Raw genomic sequence first — 19,000 nt, 5'->3', positions numbered from 1 at the left:
GGCGCCGTCGATCAGACCTTTTCGGTGCTGACCTGAACCCGGTTTCGGCCGGCGCTCTTGGCGCGGTAGAGGGCCTGGTCGGCCGATTGGGACAGCACCGCCAGGTCGTACGGCGGTGCCGTCGTCAGCCCGATGCTCAGCGTGACCGCCAGCTCAGGTGCGATGGTCGACCAATCGTGCGACTGCACCTGCTCGCGCAGGCGTTCACTCACCTCTTGCGCCAACGGCAGCGCGGTGTCGGTGAAGATGATCAGGAACTCTTCGCCACCCAGGCGGACCAGCACATCGCTGCTGCGGGTGTTGGCACGCAGCAGATCGGCGATGCGCGACAGCACCAGGTCGCCGATGCCATGGCCAAAGCGGTCGTTGATGCGCTTGAAATGGTCGAGGTCGATCAGTGCCACGCTCAACGGGCTGTTGTTGCTGGCCGCCGCGGCCAGTACCGGTGGCATGCGGCGATCCAGGTGGCGGCGGTTGCCCAGGCCGGTGAGCTGGTCGCGCTGCGCCTCAGACTCGAACTCGGCGGCGCGCAGCCGCTCGACCTGCGCCTCCAGCCGCGAGCGCTCGGCTTCGACGCGGGTGACGAACAGCCGCGACTGCGCCTGCAGCTGAGCGACGACGCGCTTGCGTTCCAGCATCTCGAAGGCTTCGAGGTGCGCGAGGGCGTTGGCGTGATCGCCCAGCGCACGCCAGGTGCGGTACAGCGCATCGTGCACGCGCGTCAGCGTGTTGGACTGCTCGCTGCCATCGAGCTCGTGCCACAGCGCGTTCAGTTCGCGGCTGGCGCCGGCCGCATCGCCGCGAGCCAGAAGCAGCTCGCCGCGGGAAAAGCGGATGCGCCAGCTGTGGGCGGTGTTGCCTTGTTCCGTGACCCGGCGCAGCGCCTGGTCGAGCAGTTGCTCGGCCTCGTCGCGCTCGCCCAGATGCACCAGCGCTTCGGCGAGGTTGCCTTCGACGATGGCATAGAGAACGGGGTTGTGCGGCATCTGCGCCACCAGTGGCAGCGCTTCGCGCGCATGGGCCTCGGCCTTTCGCAGCACGCTGCGCACCTCGCCCTGTGATCCTGCGTCGCGCAGCAGGTAGAAGGCGCCGATGTAGGACGCGCACAGGTTGTTCAGCACCATGCTCTGCGCGTAGGGGTTGTTCTCGCCTTGGAGCAGCAGGCGCGCTTCTTCGACCAGCCGGTGCGCCTGCCACGGGTCGCCCATGCGTTCGATGCAAATGCCCAGCGCCATCAGCGACAGCGCGAGCGGCCCGCGATCGCCGGCAGCTTCGGCCACGCGGCACGATTCATTCGCACTCGACAGCGCCAGGTCGAAGCGGCCCAGTTCGCTGGCGGCGATCGTCACCCAGCGCAGCACTTCGACGTGGCGGGAGATCTCGCCAGTGCGGTTCAGCAGCGCGGCGGCGCTCTCGCCAATGTCGAGCACCGCCGGCCAGCGACCGAGCCGGAACCGCGCCATCGTCAGCAGGTAGCCGGCCTCTGCCCGGCCGCGGTCGTCGGCCTGCGAGACGGCGCGCCATGCAGCATCCGCCAGCAGCGAGGCCTGGTGCATGTTGCCGGCATCGACGGCGGCGCGTGCGGCCTGCAACGGCCCGGCTTCAGAGGTCATAGCCCCCAGTTACGGCAAGTACTGTGCCGAATTGATCGGCGGCGGCCGCGTTTGTGGCGACTATTGCACCCAAGTCGGGAAATGTCCGAGGCTGGCCTGTACTTTCGCGTCGTGCGCGGGGATGACGATCAGCTTCGGGTCGCGTGCCATCGCGGCACGGATCAAGCCGATCGCGGCCTGGGTCTGCTCGACGTCGTGGTCGACGAGCCAGCGGGCGGCCCAGTTCTTCGGCGCACCTTCCTTCAAGGCACCGGCGTTCCAGACCACGTCGCCGACGAAGAAATAGCGTTGCCCCGAGTCGACCGTCAGGAACAGGCCGATCGATCCCGGCGTGTGACCGGGCATCGGGACCAGCACCGCACGGCCATCGCCGTACATGTCCTGGCTTGCCGCAAAACCTTCGAATGCAGGCCCGTCGAACTCGATGTCCTTCCAGGCCGTGATGCCGGCCACTTGCGAGGGCCAGACACCGCCCACCGCCTGGCTCGGCTTCTTGACCAGCTCGTGCTCGGCCGGGGCGAGCCAGACTTCGGCTTGCGGGAAGTCGCCGAGGCCGCTCAGGTGGTCCCAGTGCGAATGGCTGACGACGATGCGCCTGATCGGCCCGAGGCCGGCCTCGGCCAACTGGTCTTTCGCCGGCCGAACCGGTTGGTCGTAGCGGAAGAAGGGCCTGTTCCAGCCCGGCATGTCGGCGCGGTACTGGCTGTCGACCTGGCTGCCCAGGCCGCTGTCGAGCAGGAACAGATCATCGCCATGCCGGACCAGGAAGGCCGAGAACGCGGTTTCGGCCGGCTCGAAGCGGCCGCCGGCAAACAGCAGCCACTCGTGGGTCTGCAGCGAGGCGGTCTTGACGATCGCGAAGCGCACGGTCGACGGTGCGGCCGGCGTGTCGCCGCCGGCTGCCGATGCGATGGCCGTGGCGGACCAGAAGGCGAGTGCGGCAAGCGTGTTCTTCAGCATGGTGGGTGGATTTTTTGTGGCGAGGACCGAAGGCTAAAGCCTGGAGTAAGCTCCAAGGTCAAGCCCTGACGGACACGCCCATGAACATCGGTGCCCTGGCCCAACTGACCGGTGTGTCGGCCGACACGCTGCGCTACTACGAGCGCGAGAAGCTGCTGGCGCCGCCGTGCCGCGCCGCCAACGGCTACCGCGTCTACAACGAAGCCGACGCGGCGCGGGTGCGCTTCGTTCGCAGCGCGCAGGCGCTGGGCTTTTCGCTGGCCGAGATCCGCTGGATCCTGCCGCGGCTGAACGCCGGCCAGGTGCAACGCGCCGAGATCGAAACGCACTTGAACAAGAAGCTGGCCGAGATCGACGGCCACATCAAGCAACTGCGGACGCTGCGCAAGGAAGTGCAGGCCACGCTGTCTTCGCTGCGCTGTGAACAGCAGACCCAGGTCACCGTGCAGCAGGCGACCAGCGAGGCGATGCAACGAGCGCCGGCCCGGCGTGTGGCGGGGCCCCGCAGGCGCACGGCGTGATCTGCGCTGCGCCACGGCAGGCCCTGGGCATCGCGCTTGCCGCGCGAAGCCCATCCACCACCCACAGGGGACCACCATGGTTCAACAAGCCCAAGACGACCTCAGCGCCTGCATCACCGCTTGCCAGGACGCGCTGCGCGCCTGCCTGGACTGCGCCGCCTCGGACCTGCGCGACGTCAACCCGCACATGGCGCAGTGCGCGCTGATCAACCTCGATTGCGCCGACGCTTGCGACGCCACGCTGAAGGCGCTGGCCCGGCGGTCGATCCATCACGGTGATTTCTGCGCCTTGTGCCAGCACCTGTGCCGGGCCTGCGCGGCCGAATGCGCCAAGCACAAGACCGACCATTGCGTGCGCTGCCGCCAGGCCTGCGAGCGTTGCGCCGAGGCCTGCGCCAAGCACGCGTCCGAGCGTCACACCTGACGTGCGTCGGCCGCGTGCGAGGGGGGCGGGTCGCGCACCGGCGGCAACTGATCCGGCGCCGGTGGGTCCTTGATCGCTGGCTCGTCGGCGGGGGCCGGCGTCGGCGCTGGCGCAGGGCCGGGCGGAACGTTGTGCAGCGCCCTCACCGGCCAGGGCACGCTGGAAGCCAGGGCGAGCAGGGCGTCATGTCGGGCGTTCACGGGGTTCCTTGCGCTGGGCGCTGACCGGGGGCAAGTAGCGATCCCGCCGCTTGCCCGCCCTTTGCCCTGCGAGCCCGATCAGCTGCTGGCGTGGATCTGCATCCGCCGCTCGACGTAGGTCGGGCCGGTGACGCGGGCCGCGTCGGGGCAACTGCTGGTGCTGTTGCAGGCCACGGCGTCGAGCGTGAAGACGCGCACCGTCTGCGGCGTGCCGGGGGCTGACTCGCCTTCGTTGTAGAGCGACGAATTGCAGGTCACGGTGACCCGCATGCCGAGGTCGGCGCTGAGGTCCAGCGTCTGGGTGTTGCCGGCACAGGCCGTCCAGCTGCCTCGGAAGGCCTGGTACAGCCCCCATTCGATGCCGGCCCGCGCCGCCTGCGAGGCGCGGGCGGCGCTCACCTCTTGCGCACTGCCCATTTGTTGCGCGGTGGTCATACGCACGACCGCCGCCGACAGCGCGGCAAGCAGCACCAGCACCACGATGGCGGCCACCGCGCCGAGGCCGCGCTGGCGGCGCCATGAAGATCGGGTGTGGCGCTTCATGGCACGTTCGCCACATGGGCGCCGACGACGAGGCCGGCGCTCTCGGCGTTTCGGGTGATCTCGATCTGCATCGAGACGAAGCCGCTTTGCTGCGTGGCACCCTGGGCCGGGTCGTAGATGAAGCGGCAAGACTTGACTGACGTCGCCAGCACCTCGCCGCTGGCGGCGCTGGGGCAGCTACCAGGGTAGCCGCTGTTGAAGCCATAACGCGACAAGCGCGCCAACACGCCCTTGCCATTGCCCGATGCATCGAGCGTGCCGTCGGCGCCTTCACACACGTAGAACACCGCCTGCTGGCTGTTCGGCACGACCACCATTCGATTGCCCTGGTAGCCAGCTGGGAACTGGGTCGAGGCAACGCTCACGCGGTATCGGCCGAACGCAGGGTTCGGTGGTGCAGACGGCACGGCCGTGATCACGGCACGGTTGCTGCCGCTGTACACATCACCCGGGTTCTGGTTGTCGATCACGACGAAGTCGCCGACGGCGGGCGTGGTCGAGAACGCGGTCATCACGTCGAACTGCGCCGTCGCGGTGCTGGTGTCCAGCGGCATCGCGCCGACGATCTGTGAGTCGACGTCGCGCCGCAGCCTGGCGCCGGTCAGCGTCGGCACCAGCTCGATGCATTGCGAGCCGGGGCTGCGGATCGAGTTGGGCACCGCGGCGCGCACGTCGTCGCGCATGCGGCGCAAGGCGTTCGTCGCCTGGTGCGACAACTCGGCGCGCGTGCGCAGCGCGATCCAGCTGTCGAACGCCGGGCGCAGGAAGACGGCCAGCGTCGCCGCCAGCACCGCGCCGATCACGATCACCATGATCAGCTCGATCAGCGTGAAGCCGCGTTGCGCGTGTCGGCGCGGCGTCATGGCGGCTCCCATGCAAAGTCGGTGCGCCAGCCGACCAGCGTCAGGCTTTGCGAGCCGCGCGTGGCGGTGACGGTGATGCGCTTGGCGGCGGCGACACCGGACAGGCTGGCGGTGGCCACACCGACCGAGACCGAGTAGCCCGCCAACACGCTGACCGCGACGCCGTCGACGGTGCAGATCTGCCCGCTGGTGGCATAGCCGTTGTAGTCGGACACATCGTTGTAGGTGTCGCGTGCGCAGCCTGCCGGCGGGCTGTTGGCGGCGCTGGCATAGGGCTTGAGCTGAACCTCTTCGATCATCTCTTCGGCGATCGCCAGCAACTGCTGGTTGATCACCGGGTCGGCACTGCGGCCGATCGCGACCGAGAACGCCACCGCCACCCCGGCCAGGCCGACGCCGAGGATGACGATCGCGATGATCATCTCGACGAGGGTGAAGCCGGCCTGCGATCGGCGGGTCATGGCACGTCGGTGCGTCATCTGACCAGACCCGTCTCACCGCCCACGGTGATGCTGCTGACGCCGGTGATCGCCAGCGTGCGCGCGCTGGCGGCGGTGCCGGCGCCATCGGTGGTCACGCGGCCGTCGGGCTGGAAGTACATCGTGCCGCCGGGCGACAGCGTGAAGGTCGACGAGCCGGGGTTGCTGGTGAAGCTTGTGCCGCCGTCGGGGCCGGTCAGAGCGCTGTCGCAGGCCGATGCCGGCCGGTTCGTCGCGATGCGCAGCGTGACGGCGGTCGCGCTGACATCGGCGCAGACCAGGCGGCGATGCGACTGCGCCGTCTGGCCGGCATAACGCAGCGCGGCCAGCACTTCGTCGCGCGCGGTGTCGTTGCGCAGGCTGACTGCAACGTCGAGCTTGGGCATCGCGACCGCGGCCATCACGCCCACCAGGATCAGGATGGCGATCAGTTCGACCATCGTGAACCCGCGCTGCGGCTTGGGGCAACGCTTAGAAGATCTCGCGCACATGGACGGTCTTGCGGGTTTCGGGGCTGTAGACGCCGAACGAGGCGCGCGCCGAGGGGTCGGCCGCCCAGCCGGCGGCGCAACTGCCGTTGCGTGAGCGCAGCCAGGGCAGGTTGGCGCCGGTGCTGGCCGGGTGGGTGGTCAGGCACGACTGATCGGCGGCGGTACTGCCCAGGTTCAACGCCAGGTCGACGGTGCCGGTGGCGCCGCCGGAGGGCGCCGTCAACGTCAGTGTGCCGACACCGCCGGTGATCGTGATCGCCGAGCCGGTGGTGGTCCAACTGCCGGCGTTGCCTTTGTGGTCGCGCACGTTCGACATCGCCAACGCCGAAGCCGGGATCACGCCAGTGCACGAGCTGTCGTTGCTGCTGAGCACCCAGGCCAAGTCGCTCCAGTATTCAACGCGAACTGGCAGCACCAGGCTGCTCTTCTCGCTGCCGTAGCCGTTGGACAGCTGCAGCCGGCCACTGCGCAGCATGGTGCTGCCCTCGACGCCGCCGGACGCCACCTGCGAGTTGATGCCGTCGGCATCGGTCGCGCGCACCGTCATCGCAGTGGCCGAGTAGGTCTGCTTGGTGGTGAAGGTGTAGGCAGGCGTCACGGTGGCAACGCCGGCTGTGAACTGGCTGGCCGCAACACTGGCCGCCGCGTCGAAGCTGCCGAGGCCGAAGCCGGCGTCGCTGAGCGTCGTCGCTTGCGCGAAGCTGGGCGTGGTGGCGGCGCTGCCGTCGTAGTTGACGGTGGTGTTGCCACTCGCGTTCTCGGCCGTGATGCGCGTCGTGAAGGGCTGGCCCGAATAGCTGAAGCTGCCAGCGGCGCAGGCCTGCGTGACGTTGGTGTCGAAGTGGTGCGGCGTGAAGCGGCCGACGGCGCCGCCGACGCCAGTGGTGCCGCTGGCCGACAGGCCGCTGGCGAGATAGTTGCTGAGCGTGGCCGTGAGGTCACCTCTGCCGACCTCGGTCCATGCCAGATTGCTGGCGGTTGCGATACCGCTGGCAAAGCTGCCGAAGCTGCCGCTGAAGACGCCGTCGCTGGCACCAGCGCCGGTCGGCTGGCGGCGCACGAAGGCGACTGTCGGCGTGGCGGGTACCGTTTCATTGCCAAAGTTCGGTGTCGCGTTGTTGCTGCTGTTGCGTGCGGTCAGCGTGGCCGAAAAGCTCACGCCGGCCTTGATCGGCCCGGCGGGCAAGTTGCTGAACGCGAACGAAGCCGGCGCCGCGATGAAACTGTCGGTGCCGGTCATCACCAAGCCCGCGTCGCTGCCGCTGCCGGTGTAGCTGCCGCTCAGGCTCATCTGGCCCACATCGGCGTATTGGACCGTGGTGCTGGCGGTGCCGGTCGCGTCGAAGGCCAGCGTCACTGCCTGGCCGGCGCCACCGCATGCGACGTTGTTCCCTGCTACGCGAACAGGCAGCGTGCCGCTCGCCGGGTTGGTGTAGCCGCAGGTGAAGGTGATCGCCTTGCTGACGCCGGCAAAGGCTGGCGTGCAGCTGAGTGCGTTGTCGGACTTGCGCACGGCCGTGACGCTGACAGTCTGCGCGGTGTCGGAAGCGTGATCGGCAACACTGAACTGCAGCCCTGCGTCGTTGGCGGTGAACCTACACGCCGGGCTGCCGAAGTCGCAGCTGGTCGAGTTGCTGGGCGTCAGGCTCAGGCCGGATGTGCCGAAGTCCACGCTGCCCGGCGTGGTCACTTGCACGTCGGTGGTCGTGGTGCTGGCGCCCGAGGCGATCGTGAAGTTGGCGCCGCCGGGCCAGACGACGCTGGGTGTGCCGGTGGCCGTGAGTGTGCCGGTCAGGCCGCCTGTGTAGGGGGTTGCGCAGCTCGCATCCTGGCAGGCCGCCACCGTCAATGTGCTGGGGGTGCAGGTCAGGCCGGTGCCGCTGCCGTGGCGGATCTCGACGTGGTGCAGCGGTGGCAGGCAGCTGTGGCTGACCGCCATGTCGGCTGCGATCTCGAGCGCACTGATCTCGTAGTTGTAGACCTTGACTTCGTCGAGACGTCCGTTGGCCGAGGCCGAGGTGGCATTGGCCGGGATGGCGGTCGTCCGGTTGTCGCCCAGGAACAGCGTCAGCAGGCTCGGGTCGAGCGTGCCATTGGTGGTGCCGGTGACGGCGCCGGCCTGCACGCCGTCGATGTAGATGCGCAGCGTGCTCTGGTTGGTTCCGGCGGCCAGGCGCCACGTCACCGCGACATGGGTCCAGGTGCCGGCGCTGATGCCCCGCACGCCGGACTGCGCGCTGAGCACGGTGCCGGCGCTGTCGGACAGCCCGAACCGCAGCACGCCGGTGCTCTTGCGCGCCAGGTAGAAAGGCCGGCTCGCCGAGCCGCTGGCGTCGAACAGCTGGGCCTCGGGCGAGCTGGCCCAGTTGCGGTTGCTGGCGTACCAGAAGCTGATGCCGCCGTCGGCGCCCAGCGCCGAGTCGATGTCGATCGTGGTGTCGACCGCCGAGATCGAGGTGTCGGTGTTGGCCGGGATGTCAACCGCGCGGCAGACGTAGCCGCTGGCGCTGCTCGACGCCGAGCCGACACGCACACCGCCATAGCCGTTGCCGGTGCTGTCGGCGACCTCGCCGACGTTGCCGGCATACGAGTATTCGTCCATCCGGTACTCGGCCAGGCGCGTCGGCGTGCCGCTGGGCAGGAACCACCGTATCGCGCTGCCGTTGGCGTTGTAGCCGCTGTTGTACGAGTACAGCGTGAAGTCGGTGGCCGAGACCTGCACGCCGATCGTCGCATTCGAGCCGGTTGCGTTGGCGTTGCCGTACTGGTACTTGAACTCGCCGTTCTCGTACAGGATGACCTGGAATGCGTACGGCGTGTTGGTGTTGTACTGGTAGACGCTGTTCCACGAGACCACCAGCCGGCGGTTCGGGGCCGTGCCTTTCTGTTCCCAGGTCACGTTGCCGGAGCCGGCGCGGCTGGGGTCCAGGTCGGTCCAGTAGGCCATGATGACCCGCGCCGTCGCGGCGGCGGCGCACCCGCCGTAGGCCGTGGCGGTGCCCGCCGGCAGATTGGCGTTGGTGTAGTTGCGGAAGAAGCCGGTGTCGGCGCCGAACTGGAGCATGCCGTTGGCCAGCACCCGCACCGACGAATAGGCGGTACCCGCGAAGGTGAAGGTGAAGCCGCCGGTCAGGTTGATCGTGGCCTTGTCGTCGTCGCCGGGGTATTGGGTGCAGGTCCGGTCCCAGGTGATCGCGTTGGCGGCGGTCTCCCAGGCGTAGGTGTCGCTCTTGAAGGTGTAGGTGGCTGCCTGGGATGACAGCGGGAGCAGGAACAGCAGCCCCCAAAGCAAAGAAAGCGCGGCCCGCCACATCGGCGGGGCCGCGCTTCTGTCTTGACTCTGGCGTGCCAGGGTGCTCAGCATGAGCGCACATGATGCCGCGGTTTGCGGCATCGTGGCGTCAGTTGATGCCCAGACCGGTGAAGGTGGCGGTGGCGCCACCGTCGTCCTGGGTGATGGTGCAGCTCACCGATGCTTCAGCAGCGATCGCCGCAGCCGTGACGGTGTAACCAGCGGGCACACCACCTTGCAGAACGTTCTGCAGGTCAGTGCAGTTGGCAACGGCAACGCCCTTGGCCGGCGCGACCTTGCGGGCACCGTAGTTGACGTTCATCGCCGAAGTGGCGGCACCGGCCACGCCTTGCAGGGCGGCGGCCTTGGCTTCCGACGAGACGTCGACGAACTTGGGCATGGCGACGGCGGCCAGGACACCGAGGATGACGATGACGACGATCAGTTCGATCATCGTGAAGCCGGCTTGCATACGTTTCATGGCAAAACTCCTATGACAAAGGAAAGTAGGGAAAGGAACAGGTTTCGAGTACTTCAGGAACAGGTCGCATCAGTCAGCTCGATGCGGGGGGCCGCACCCGGCGATGCCGCCTGGGCGTAGATGAACTCGCATGCGCCGGCAATCCCCCCCGTCTTCAGGCGCACCCGCAAGGCGGGTACACCATCGATCCGGTCGGGTCGCCAGTCGATATCGGCTGTGTCGCCCCAGGAATTGACGGCTATCGCAATCCCATCGGCACTGGCCGCGGGCCAACCGTGGATTCCGACCACTTTCTGCCCTTGCACGAGCACCTGGCCGCAGCGTGGCTCGCCTGCGGGCGGCAGGGGCATCGCCTCGCAGCGCAGCCGAAACAAGTTGACCGTGGCCTGGGTGGTGGCCATCAGCATCTTCAGTTGCACCTGGCGCGCGGCCACACGCGAGTCGGCCAGCCGCGGCAACGCCAATGCCATCAGCACGCCGATCAGCGCCACCGCCACCGCGAATTCGAAGCGCGATAGGCCGAACAGACGGGCGGATCTGGAAATCATGGGCATCCATCGCGGTCGTCAGTGTTTGCCCGAGGCGGCACGCCCCAGGTCCCACATCGGCAGGAAGACACCGAGTGCCAGCACCAGCACCAGCGCGCCGAGGAAGACGATCAGGATCGGCTCGACCTGCTGGCTCAGGGTCTTCAGTTCGTACTGCACCTCGTTGCTGTACAGGTCGGCGACTTCTTCCATCAACTCGTCGATCGCGCCGGTCTCTTCGCCGACACCGATCATCTGCAGCACCACCGGCGTGAACACGCCCGTGGCCGCGGCCGAGCGGGTGATCGAATCGCCGCGCTCGACGCTTTCGCGCATGCCGTCCACCCGCTTGGCGATGTAGGCGTTCTCGACCGTCTGCGCGACGGCGGCCAGTGCACGCTCGATCGGCACACCGCTCTTGAGTGCCATCGAGAAGCCGCGCGCAAAGCGGGCCAGCATCGCCTTGCGGACGATCTTGCCGGCCACCGGCATCTTGAGCACGAACTCGTCCCACCTCAGCTTGCCGGCTGGCGTGTGGCGCCAGGTGTTCCAGCCGAAGAAGGCGCCGACGACGGCCAGGCCCAGCAGCCAGCCGAAATCGATCGTGAACTTGGATGTGGCGAGCAGGATCTTGGTCGGCAGCGGCAGCTCGGCGTTGAAGCTCGCGAACACACCGGCAAAGGCCGGGATCACCATCACGTTGATGACACCAATGGCGGCCACCATCGCCGCCACCACGAACATCGGATAGCGCAGCGCGGACTTCACCTGCTGGTGCATGAACATCTCGAACTCGAGGTGCTGGAACAGGCGGTCGAACACTTCGTCCAGGCGCCCGGTCATCTCACCGACCCGCACCATCGCGACGAAGAAGCCGTTGAACAGCTGCGACTGCTGGGCGAACGACATCGACAGCTCGATGCCGGACTCCAGGCTGCGCCGCACCTCGCCCAGGCAGGCCTTCATGCCGGGGTGGGTGGCCGATTCCTGCAGGCCCAGCAGCGCCCGCAGGATCGGCACGCCGGCGCGCATCAGCGTGTGCAACTGGCGGCAGAACAGCATCAGGTCGACCGTGTGCACGGGCGGCTGCAGCATGGCCTTCAGCCGCTCCAGCATCGGCTTGGACGCACCCTCGACCACCTCCACCGCGCCTTCTTCCGGCTCGATGCGCAGCGGCGTCACACCGCGGGCGAGCAGCAGGTCGGCCACGGCGCCGGCATCGCTGCCTTCCAGCGTGCCGTTGACGGGCCCCGCCGCGCTGCGGCCGGTATAGGCGTAACGCATCATTTGAGACTCAACCCCTCGTCCGATGGGTACATCGGCAGATCCCCCAGGGGGGCGAGCGCGGACGTGAGGCGTCCGGTGGACGGCTCACGCCAGCGAGCGGTTGGCTCGGGAGCGGCCCAGCGCTCAGCCCGCTTCAGCAGCGTTGGTTGCACGTCGTGCCTCATCCGTCCAGCTGCGTGGCCACACGCATCGCTTCTTCGATCGTCGTGCGGCCCTCGGTGGCCAGGCGCACCGCGTCGCCGCGCAGCGTTCCCTTGCCCATCTGCTTCTTGGCCGCGCGGGCGAAATCGGGCGCGTGGCCGTGGTTCATCGTTTCGACCAGCTCCTGGGTCATCTCGATGAACTCGTAGACGCCCGTGCGGCCCGAGTAGCCGGTGTCGTTGCAGACCGGGCAGCCGCGACCATGGCGGAAGCGGTGGCGGTCGACCTCGTCGCCCAACTCCAGCTTGAGCCATTCGTGCTGGTGCGGGTTCGGCGTGTAGCCTTCCGAGCACTGGCTGCAGATCACGCGCACCAGACGCTGCGCCAGCACCATCGCCAGCGACATCGCGACCATGTAGCGAGGCACCCCCATGTCGATCAGCCGCATAGGCGTCGACGGCGCATCGTTCGTGTGCAGCGTCGACAGCACCAGGTGGCCGGTCAGGGCGGCGCGCAGGCCGATCTCGGCGGTGGTCTGGTCGCGCATTTCGCCAACCAGGATCACGTCCGGGTCCTGCCGCAATGCGGCGCGCAGCACCCGGCCGAAGCTGAGGTCGATCTTGTCCAGCACCTGCACCTGGTTGATGCCGGGCAGGCGGTATTCGACCGGGTCTTCGACGGTGATGATCTTGCGTTCGCTGTCGTTCAGTTCGTTCAGCGCCGCGTACAGCGTGGTCGTCTTGCCCGAGCCGGTCGGGCCGGTGACCAGCACCATGCCGCTGGGGCGGGCGATGGCGCGGCGCAGGGCCTCGTTGACGGCGGGTGGCAGGTTGACTTTGTCCAGCGACAGCAGGCCGCCGCTCTGGCTGAGCAGTCGCATCACGACCGACTCGCCGTACTGCGTCGGCATGGTCGAAATGCGCACGTCGACCGTGCCGTTGCGAAGCTTGACGTTGAAGCGGCCATCCTGTGGCAGGCGCTTCTCGGAAATGTCCAGGCCCGACATCAGCTTCAGCCGCAGTGCCACCGCGGTGGCGATCTTCGGGTCGGCCTCGGTCTGCACGTGCAGCACGCCGTCGATGCGGAAGCGGATGCGCAGCGTGCGCTCTTGCGGCTCGATGTGGATGTCCGATGCGCGCACGCGCAGCGCCTCTTCGAACACCGAGTGCAGCAGACGCACGACCGGCGCGTCTTCGGTGGTCGCGGTCGACAGGCCCAGCAGGTCGCCGAACTCCTGCGTCACGTTGGCCAGGTCGGCTTGCAGCGCTTGCGCGTGGCCGGCGATTTCTTCGGTGCTGTGGTAGCTGCGGTCGAGTGCGGCCAGCAGTTGGCTTTCGGCGGCGACCGCGAGGTCGATCTCGCGCTTGAGCAGGCGGTTCAGTTCGTCCCACGCCGCCATGTCGGTCGGGTCGGCCATCGCCACGCGCAGGCCGGCCGGGGTTTCTTCCAGCGGCAGCGCGCGCATGCGCCGCGCCTGGCCTTCGGGCAGCAGGCGCGCGATCTCGGGCCGGATCATGCGGCCGGTCAGTTCGACGAACGGTGCACGCAGCTGACGCGCCACTGCCTTCGCGATCTGGACTTCGGTGACGAAGCCAGAGTCGATGAAGATGCGGCCGAGCTTGCGGCCGGACTGCTTCTGTTCGGCGAGTGCCTTCTCCAGCTGCTCTTGCGAGATCAACTGCTCCTGGATCAGCAGGTCACCAAGGCGGATGCGTTCGGGGCGGGCCATCGGGGTCGCGTCTCAGGAAATCAGCGGGTCAGCGTGCTGTCGAGCTTCAGGCCCGAACCGGGGATCGCCACGCGGCTCGTGGTGGCGGGCTCGACATGGGCGATCGGCGTGCCGGCGCCCATCTGCGCGGTCGGTGCGTCGGGCCAGTTGGCGCCGTTGCTCTGGATGATGGTCGGCTTGATCAGGATCACCAGCTCGCGCTTGGAGTTGACGTCGCTGGTCTGGCGGAACAGGCCGCCGACAAGCGGTGCATCTTGCAGGCCTGGCACGCCACTCCTGTTGTTGGCGTTGGTCTGGACCATCAGGCCACCGATCGCGACGATCTGGCCGTCGCCGATGCGCACGATGCTGTCGCTCTCGTTGACCGTGCTGGCGGCCAGCGGCAGGCGGTAGTTGCCGAGCGAGCCGAGGTCGATCGCCTTGGTCTTCTCGGCCACGTTGCTGATGGCCGGGTGCACGTGCAGCATCACGACGCCGTCGGCATCGATCTGCGGCGTCACGTCGAGCACGATGCCGGAGAAGAAGGGTGTCAACGTCAGCGTCGGCGACGAGATGGCGTTGGTGCCACTGGTCGTGGTGTTGGTCGTGATGCCGGTGACGAACATCTCGTCACTGCCGACCTTCAGCACGGCCTTCTGGTTGTTCAGCGTCGCGATGCGCGGGCTGGACAACACCGAGACATCACCCTGGGTCTGCAGGAAGTTGATCAGCGCGGCGAAGTTGGGCGATTGCAGGGCCAGGCCGTAGAAGCCGCGACCGGTGGCATTGGTGTTGATGTTGCTGGCCGGCGTGGTGGCCACGTCGTTGTTGCCGATCGCGCCGGTCGTGCCGAGCACGGTTCCTGCACCGACGATGCCGAACGAAGCCGACAGCTTGTCACCCAGCACGCGGCCGAAGCCTGCCCAGTTGATGCCGGCCTGCGCGTCTTTCGACAGGGTGACCTCGACGATCTTGGCCTCCAGCATCACCTGGCGCTCGATCGACAGCTGGATCGCGCTGAGGTACTTCTCGACCTGGATCAGCTCGGCCGGCGTGGCCTTGACGACGATCACGCCGGCGGCCGGGTTCAACACGACGCCGCGGCCGTTGGTGTTGCCGACCAGCGCGTTCAGCGAGGCCTGCACCTCGGTCCAGAAGTCGGCGTCGCTGGTCGTGCGGACCTGCGCGCTGTCGGAGACGGCGCGGCTGCTCTGGCCCGGCGTCGGCGTGGACGGCGTGCTGGTGCTGCCGTTGCTGTTGCTGCCGTTTGGCGCAGGCGAGCCGGCACCGGACATCGCGGCCGAGCCGGTGCTGACGCGCAGGTCCGAACCACCCTGGCGGCGGCCCGGCAGGTAGTTGACCTTGAACAGGCGCGACTGCACCGTGTTCGGCAACACCAGCACGCGGGTGCCGGTGACCTTGAAGTCGTAGCCGTAGAGGTCGCGCAGCGATTCGAGGGCTTCGATCACCGTCACGTTCTTCAGTGTGACCGAGACATTGCCCGAGACTTCGGGCGTGACCAGCATGCTGTAGGGCGTGCCGGTGCCGATCTGCATGAAGACCTGGGCGGCCGGTGCGTTGTTGACCGACAGGTCGAAGCGGCCGGGGTCGGCGGCGTGGGCACCGGCGACCATGGCCAGGCCGGCGGCCAGCGCGGTGACACGGCGGCGAATGGGGGCAAGGGTGATGGAGTTCATGGGCGTTGTCCTTCGCGTCCGCCGCGACCAAGGGAGCCGGCAGGTACGGCAGCACCGGTCGCAAGAGCGGCCGCCATCGGCCGCGAATCTTTGTGGGGGGCCGTTGCCATCGGCGCCGGCGAGCCGCTGTCGCGCTTGGCGATCGCGGCGTTGATCAACAGCAGCCGCTCGGTGCGGCCCTTGGCGTCGCGCAGCGTCAGGCCGTCGGCGTCGATGGCGACGATGCGCGCGGCACCGAGTGCGTCGCCGGTCTGCATGACGCGGCCGTCGACCAGCGCGGTCGATTGGCCGTTGGCGCCGACCTGCAGCGACTGCAGTTGCGGCACGGCGGGCGCAGCAGCCGAGGCGGCGGCCGCGGCGCGGGCGGCGCGCGGTGCCGAGGCACCGGCATCGGCGGCCAATGCACCCGCCGGGCGGGTAGGATCGGCCCAGGCGGTGGCGGCCGGCTGCGCAAAGGCGACCGTGAAGGCACCGAGCAACAGGCCGACCACGAAGCAGCGCAGGGCGGTGAGTGAATTCATCGTCACAGCTCCAGCCAGGCCCGGTCCAGGCTCAGCGTGTAGACCGTCAGGCTCAGCTGCACGGTGGGATGCTTTTCGACCTTCAGCTTGACGCCGCCCCATAACAGGCGGGGGCCGGGCAAGCTCTCGAGCGACGAGAGGTAGCCCATCAGGTCGCCATAAGGGCCTTCGACGGTGATTTCGACGCCGTGGCGGAAGAGGGGGGCGCCTGCGGTGGCCGGCAGAACGGCCGCGGTCGCCGCGGCGGGCACCGGTGTCGCACTGGTCGGCGTGGCCAGCGCGTTGGCCAGTGTCGGCACGGCCGAGGCGGCGCCCGCGGGCAGCATCGAGGCGTTCGGCGTGGCGCTCGGCGCGGTCAAGGGCAGGCGGGCGTCCTGCGGCGGCAGCGTCTTCAGCCCGACGATCTTGACGCTGCCTTGCTTGGGCAGCATCTGTTCGAGCAGCGAGACCATGCGGTCCGGGCCGATCAGGCCGGCTTGCGTGTCGGCCAGCGCCTGCGCACCCTGGGTGGTGCGTTGGCGCCACTGGGCAATGTCGGCGTCGAGTTCGCGGCGCTGGGCGTCGCCCACCACGCGCCGGCGCTCGGATTCTTCGGTCAGGTTTTGCTGATCGACACGGGCCACGGCCAGTGCCGATGAGGCGGCGCTGAAGTGGCGGAAGGCCGGCGTCAGCCAAAAGCGGTCACCTGCCAGCAGCAGCACCGCGGCAGTGGCCAGCATCATCATCACCCGCTCGCGCTTGGGGCGGGCGTCGAAGCGGCGGGCTTGTGCGAGTGCGCGCTGGCGCAGGTCGTAGAGGCGGTCTTGCCAGTCCATCATTTCGCTCCCGCGGTCGCATCGGCGCCGATGCCGGCGAGCGTGAACTCGGTCAGGCCTTCGCCCTGGGCCAGCTGCAGGCGGGCGAACTGGCGGCCCTTGAAGCTGCCTTCCTGGTTCAGGCGTTGCAGGTAGCTGGGCAGCGCGGCAGCGTCGATCATGCGGCCCTGCAGTTCGATCGCACCGTTGTTCGGGGCGACGCTGAAGCCGGTGATCCACACCGAGGGTTGGCTTTGGCGCGAAAGCGCCATGAAGTAAGGCGTGTAGCCGCCGGCGCCGCGCTTCATGTGTTCGTCGATCTGCGCGCGCAGGTGGCGCTGGTCGGCTTCGAGGCTCTGCAGCCGGTTGCGTTCGGCCGCCAGGCCTTGGATGGCGTCGGCGCCGCCGGGGTCGCGGGCTTCGAGCTGGGCGCGTTGCTGCGGCAGCGACTGCGCCAGCGCATCGGCCTGCTGTTGTCGGTATTGGGCCCAGGCGTCCAGGCCGTGGGCCAAGGCCCAGATGCCTGCCGATGCGCCGGCCAGTGCCAGCAGGCCCTGGCTGGCACGCCACGGCTGCGGGCGTGGGCGCAGGCTCGGCGGGTCGAGGTTCAGGTCGGCCTGGCGCTGTTCGGTGGGTTCGGTGCCGGCATCGGCAACGGTGATCGCAGGCGCATCGGGGCGGCGCAGCGCGGCTCCGATGGCCAGCCAGTGGTCGCTCAGGTCGGTGTCGGTCGGAAGCTGAGAGGTGTCGAGCTTGTCGGCGATCTTCGCGACCAGCACCGGTACGTAAAGCAATTCGCGGGCGAAGTCGGCCAGGCCTTCGGCGCCAGCGCCGGGCAGCACGTCCAGCCGCTCGACAGCCACCTGGCTGAAGACGCGGTCGAAGCCGTCGAGCGTGCGCTGCAGCTCCAGGCCGGCGCGTTCCATCGCTTGTTGGCGCGTGTGTTCGTCGGGGTCGACCAACTGGGCGCGGGCCACCTCGACCTGGCGCGACAGCAGCAATGCGCCGGCCACGGTGATGACCAGCGTTGCGTAGGTCTCGCCCAGGTGCAGCAGCGCATGGCCGCGGTTCGGGCTGGCCAGCAGCCCGCTCAGGTTGCGCAGTGCCGTCTCGGCCACGTCCATCGCCTGCCATTGCCAGCCGGCGTCTTCGCCGTCGCGGCGCAAGGCCTCGCGGGCGGTGGCCGGTGCGGCCACGGCAATCAGGGTGCGCTGGTTGCGCGGGCCGGCTTGCGGCGGCATTGCCAGCAGGTCGATGGCGGCGCCATCGACGGGGAATTCGACCTGGTCCTTCAACCGCCAGCGCAACGCATCGCGCCACTCCTCGGGCGGCATCTCGGGCGCCTCGGCCTGCAGCAGCTGGTACTTGCCGCGCTCGAGCAACACCACGCTGGCCCAACGACCACGCGGCAGGGCCCGGCGCGCCCGGCGCAGCACGGCACCCGAAGCGCGAGCCGCCTCGCTGTGCAGCCAGCGCACGACGGGGCGTTCGCCGGCTTCAACCAGCGCCAGGCGCAGGCCGGCCGCTTGCGGTACGCAGGCAATCCAACCGGCAGCAACAAGACGATGACGCATTGAGATGGTAGGCACGGGGTGAGAGTGATCGTTCACCGCCAATGGTGGGCGTTCCGGCCCCGCACCAGTCGATCGAAAAGCACCAGGAATGCAGCCTTAAGGTGCCTGAGTCGGCTGCTCTTTGCGGGAATGCCGATTGCCAATGGCGGCCGGCGCCGGGTTGTGTTCAAAGCCGCGTCGTGGAGTTTTACCCGGGTACTATTGACGTCATCATTTGATCCGGGTAAAAATACGTCGTCTCTTCGATGGACGCAAAAAGCGGTTTCCCCATGACACCCGACACCTTTCCTTCGTACACCGGCTTCGATGGCTTTCGCCGCATTGCGCAAGGCCCCCTGCAGGTGGTGGCGCTGCGGGCCAAGCGGGCGCTGGACAGCGGGGCCGCCGGCCCGGTGCTGGTCTTCGATGACCAGACCGGCCGCTGCGTCGACATCGACACGCGGGGCTCGGACGACGAGGTCGTCACCCGCCTGGCCGCTTTGCTCGGCTTGACGGCGGCTCAGGCGGTGCTCGACGAGGCGGAAGAGCCCGCCAGCGAACCGCGGGGGCGAGGCCGGCCCAAGCTGGGCGTGGTGGCGCGCGAGGTGACGCTGCTGCCGCGGCACTGGGCATGGTTGGCATCGCAGCCTGGCGGTGCATCGGTGGCCTTGCGCAAGCTGGTCGACGAGGCGCGGCGCGTGCACGGCGACAAGGACCGGCAGCGCAAGGCGCAGGAGCGTGCCTACCACTTCATGTCGGCCATTGCCGGTGACCTGCCGGGTTATGAGGAGGCAACGCGGGCCTTGTTCGCCAACGACCGCAAGCGCTTCGTCGAACTGGTCGCTGCCTGGCCCGCCGACCTGGCCGACCACGCGACGACGCTGGCGTTCAGCGACGAGCTCTGA

19 protein-coding genes are annotated in these 19,000 nt (G+C 68.5%); 3 read left to right on the top strand and 16 right to left on the bottom strand.

Annotation, left to right across the window (positions count from 1 at the left end; translation table 11 throughout):
• Positions 1-11: 11 nt before the first annotated feature.
• Both VFY73_RS19355 and VFY73_RS19350 read right to left on the bottom strand, forming a co-directional pair.
• Positions 12-1,613: a GGDEF domain-containing protein gene (locus VFY73_RS19355; RefSeq protein WP_329721811.1), complete on the bottom strand. Its 1,602-nt coding sequence runs from the start codon at positions 1,611-1,613 to the stop codon at positions 12-14.
• Between the two features lie 60 nt (positions 1,614-1,673).
• On the bottom strand, positions 1,674-2,573 hold the full coding sequence (locus VFY73_RS19350) for an MBL fold metallo-hydrolase (protein WP_329721809.1): 900 nt from the start codon (positions 2,571-2,573) through the stop codon (positions 1,674-1,676).
• 80 nt (positions 2,574-2,653) lie between these two features.
• On the opposite strand from VFY73_RS19350, the gene VFY73_RS19345 reads away from it, so the two are divergent.
• Together VFY73_RS19345 and VFY73_RS19340 are read left to right on the top strand one after the other, a co-directional pair.
• On the top strand, positions 2,654-3,094 hold the full coding sequence (locus VFY73_RS19345; RefSeq protein WP_329721807.1) for a MerR family transcriptional regulator: 441 nt from the start codon (positions 2,654-2,656) through the stop codon (positions 3,092-3,094).
• A 76-nt stretch (positions 3,095-3,170) separates the two neighbouring features.
• Positions 3,171-3,518: a four-helix bundle copper-binding protein gene (locus tag VFY73_RS19340; RefSeq protein WP_329721805.1), complete on the top strand. Its 348-nt coding sequence runs from the start codon at positions 3,171-3,173 to the stop codon at positions 3,516-3,518.
• Here VFY73_RS19340 and VFY73_RS19335 read toward each other — a convergent pair.
• The 14 genes from VFY73_RS19335 to VFY73_RS19270 form a co-directional block, all read right to left on the bottom strand.
• A complete protein-coding gene (locus tag VFY73_RS19335) occupies positions 3,509-3,718 on the bottom strand; it encodes a hypothetical protein (RefSeq protein WP_329721803.1) in 210 nt (69 codons plus the stop codon). The genes VFY73_RS19340 and VFY73_RS19335 overlap by 10 nt on opposite strands.
• Before the next feature lie 78 nt (positions 3,719-3,796).
• Complete coding sequence (locus VFY73_RS19330) at positions 3,797-4,261, bottom strand: MSHA biogenesis protein MshP (protein WP_329721801.1); 465 nt, start codon at positions 4,259-4,261, stop codon at positions 3,797-3,799.
• A complete protein-coding gene (locus tag VFY73_RS19325) occupies positions 4,258-5,124 on the bottom strand; it encodes a type II secretion system protein (protein WP_329721799.1) in 867 nt (288 codons plus the stop codon). The genes VFY73_RS19330 and VFY73_RS19325 overlap by 4 nt, the downstream gene beginning before the upstream one ends.
• Positions 5,121-5,585, bottom strand: coding sequence for a type II secretion system protein (locus VFY73_RS19320; RefSeq protein ID WP_329721797.1), 465 nt, complete (start codon positions 5,583-5,585; stop codon positions 5,121-5,123). The genes VFY73_RS19325 and VFY73_RS19320 overlap by 4 nt, the downstream gene beginning before the upstream one ends.
• Before the next feature lie 14 nt (positions 5,586-5,599).
• A complete protein-coding gene (locus VFY73_RS19315; RefSeq protein ID WP_329721795.1) occupies positions 5,600-6,094 on the bottom strand; it encodes a type II secretion system protein in 495 nt (164 codons plus the stop codon).
• Positions 6,075-9,458: a LamG domain-containing protein gene (locus tag VFY73_RS19310; protein WP_329721793.1), complete on the bottom strand. Its 3,384-nt coding sequence runs from the start codon at positions 9,456-9,458 to the stop codon at positions 6,075-6,077. Before VFY73_RS19310 ends, VFY73_RS19315 begins: the two co-directional genes overlap by 20 nt.
• Positions 9,459-9,495: 37 nt before the next feature.
• Positions 9,496-9,867: a type II secretion system protein gene (locus VFY73_RS19305; protein WP_329721791.1), complete on the bottom strand. Its 372-nt coding sequence runs from the start codon at positions 9,865-9,867 to the stop codon at positions 9,496-9,498.
• A 53-nt stretch (positions 9,868-9,920) separates the two neighbouring features.
• Complete coding sequence (locus tag VFY73_RS19300; RefSeq protein ID WP_329721789.1) at positions 9,921-10,415, bottom strand: hypothetical protein; 495 nt, start codon at positions 10,413-10,415, stop codon at positions 9,921-9,923.
• Positions 10,416-10,433: 18 nt separating this feature from the next.
• On the bottom strand, positions 10,434-11,681 hold the full coding sequence (locus VFY73_RS19295; protein WP_329721787.1) for a type II secretion system F family protein: 1,248 nt from the start codon (positions 11,679-11,681) through the stop codon (positions 10,434-10,436).
• A gap of 160 nt (positions 11,682-11,841) precedes the next feature.
• Positions 11,842-13,551 carry a GspE/PulE family protein gene (locus tag VFY73_RS19290; RefSeq protein WP_329721785.1) on the bottom strand — a complete coding sequence of 570 codons (1,710 nt, stop codon included), beginning with the start codon at positions 13,549-13,551 and terminating at the stop codon, positions 11,842-11,844.
• Positions 13,552-13,571: 20 nt separating this feature from the next.
• Positions 13,572-15,227, bottom strand: coding sequence for a pilus (MSHA type) biogenesis protein MshL (gene mshL / locus VFY73_RS19285; protein WP_329721783.1), 1,656 nt, complete (start codon positions 15,225-15,227; stop codon positions 13,572-13,574).
• Positions 15,224-15,748 carry a hypothetical protein gene (locus tag VFY73_RS19280; RefSeq protein WP_329721781.1) on the bottom strand — a complete coding sequence of 175 codons (525 nt, stop codon included), beginning with the start codon at positions 15,746-15,748 and terminating at the stop codon, positions 15,224-15,226. The genes mshL and VFY73_RS19280 overlap by 4 nt, the downstream gene beginning before the upstream one ends.
• Before the next feature lie 2 nt (positions 15,749-15,750).
• On the bottom strand, positions 15,751-16,563 hold the full coding sequence (locus VFY73_RS19275) for a hypothetical protein (protein ID WP_329721779.1): 813 nt from the start codon (positions 16,561-16,563) through the stop codon (positions 15,751-15,753).
• Positions 16,563-18,131: a PilN domain-containing protein gene (locus VFY73_RS19270; RefSeq protein WP_329721777.1), complete on the bottom strand. Its 1,569-nt coding sequence runs from the start codon at positions 18,129-18,131 to the stop codon at positions 16,563-16,565. The genes VFY73_RS19275 and VFY73_RS19270 overlap by 1 nt, the downstream gene beginning before the upstream one ends.
• Positions 18,132-18,385: 254 nt before the next feature.
• Here VFY73_RS19270 and VFY73_RS19265 point away from each other — a divergent pair, with 254 nt between their 5' ends.
• The gene (locus tag VFY73_RS19265) at positions 18,386-19,000 is read left to right on the top strand and encodes a DUF2239 family protein (protein ID WP_329721775.1); all 615 of its coding nucleotides are present in this window, start codon (positions 18,386-18,388) and stop codon (positions 18,998-19,000) included.

It is taken from the genome of Ideonella sp., from assembly GCF_036277275.1.
In the GTDB taxonomy this organism is placed as follows: domain Bacteria; phylum Pseudomonadota; class Gammaproteobacteria; order Burkholderiales; family Burkholderiaceae_C; genus Ideonella.
Note: the sequence above shows the minus strand (reverse complement) of the source record. Positions and strands in the feature narration are given on the sequence as shown.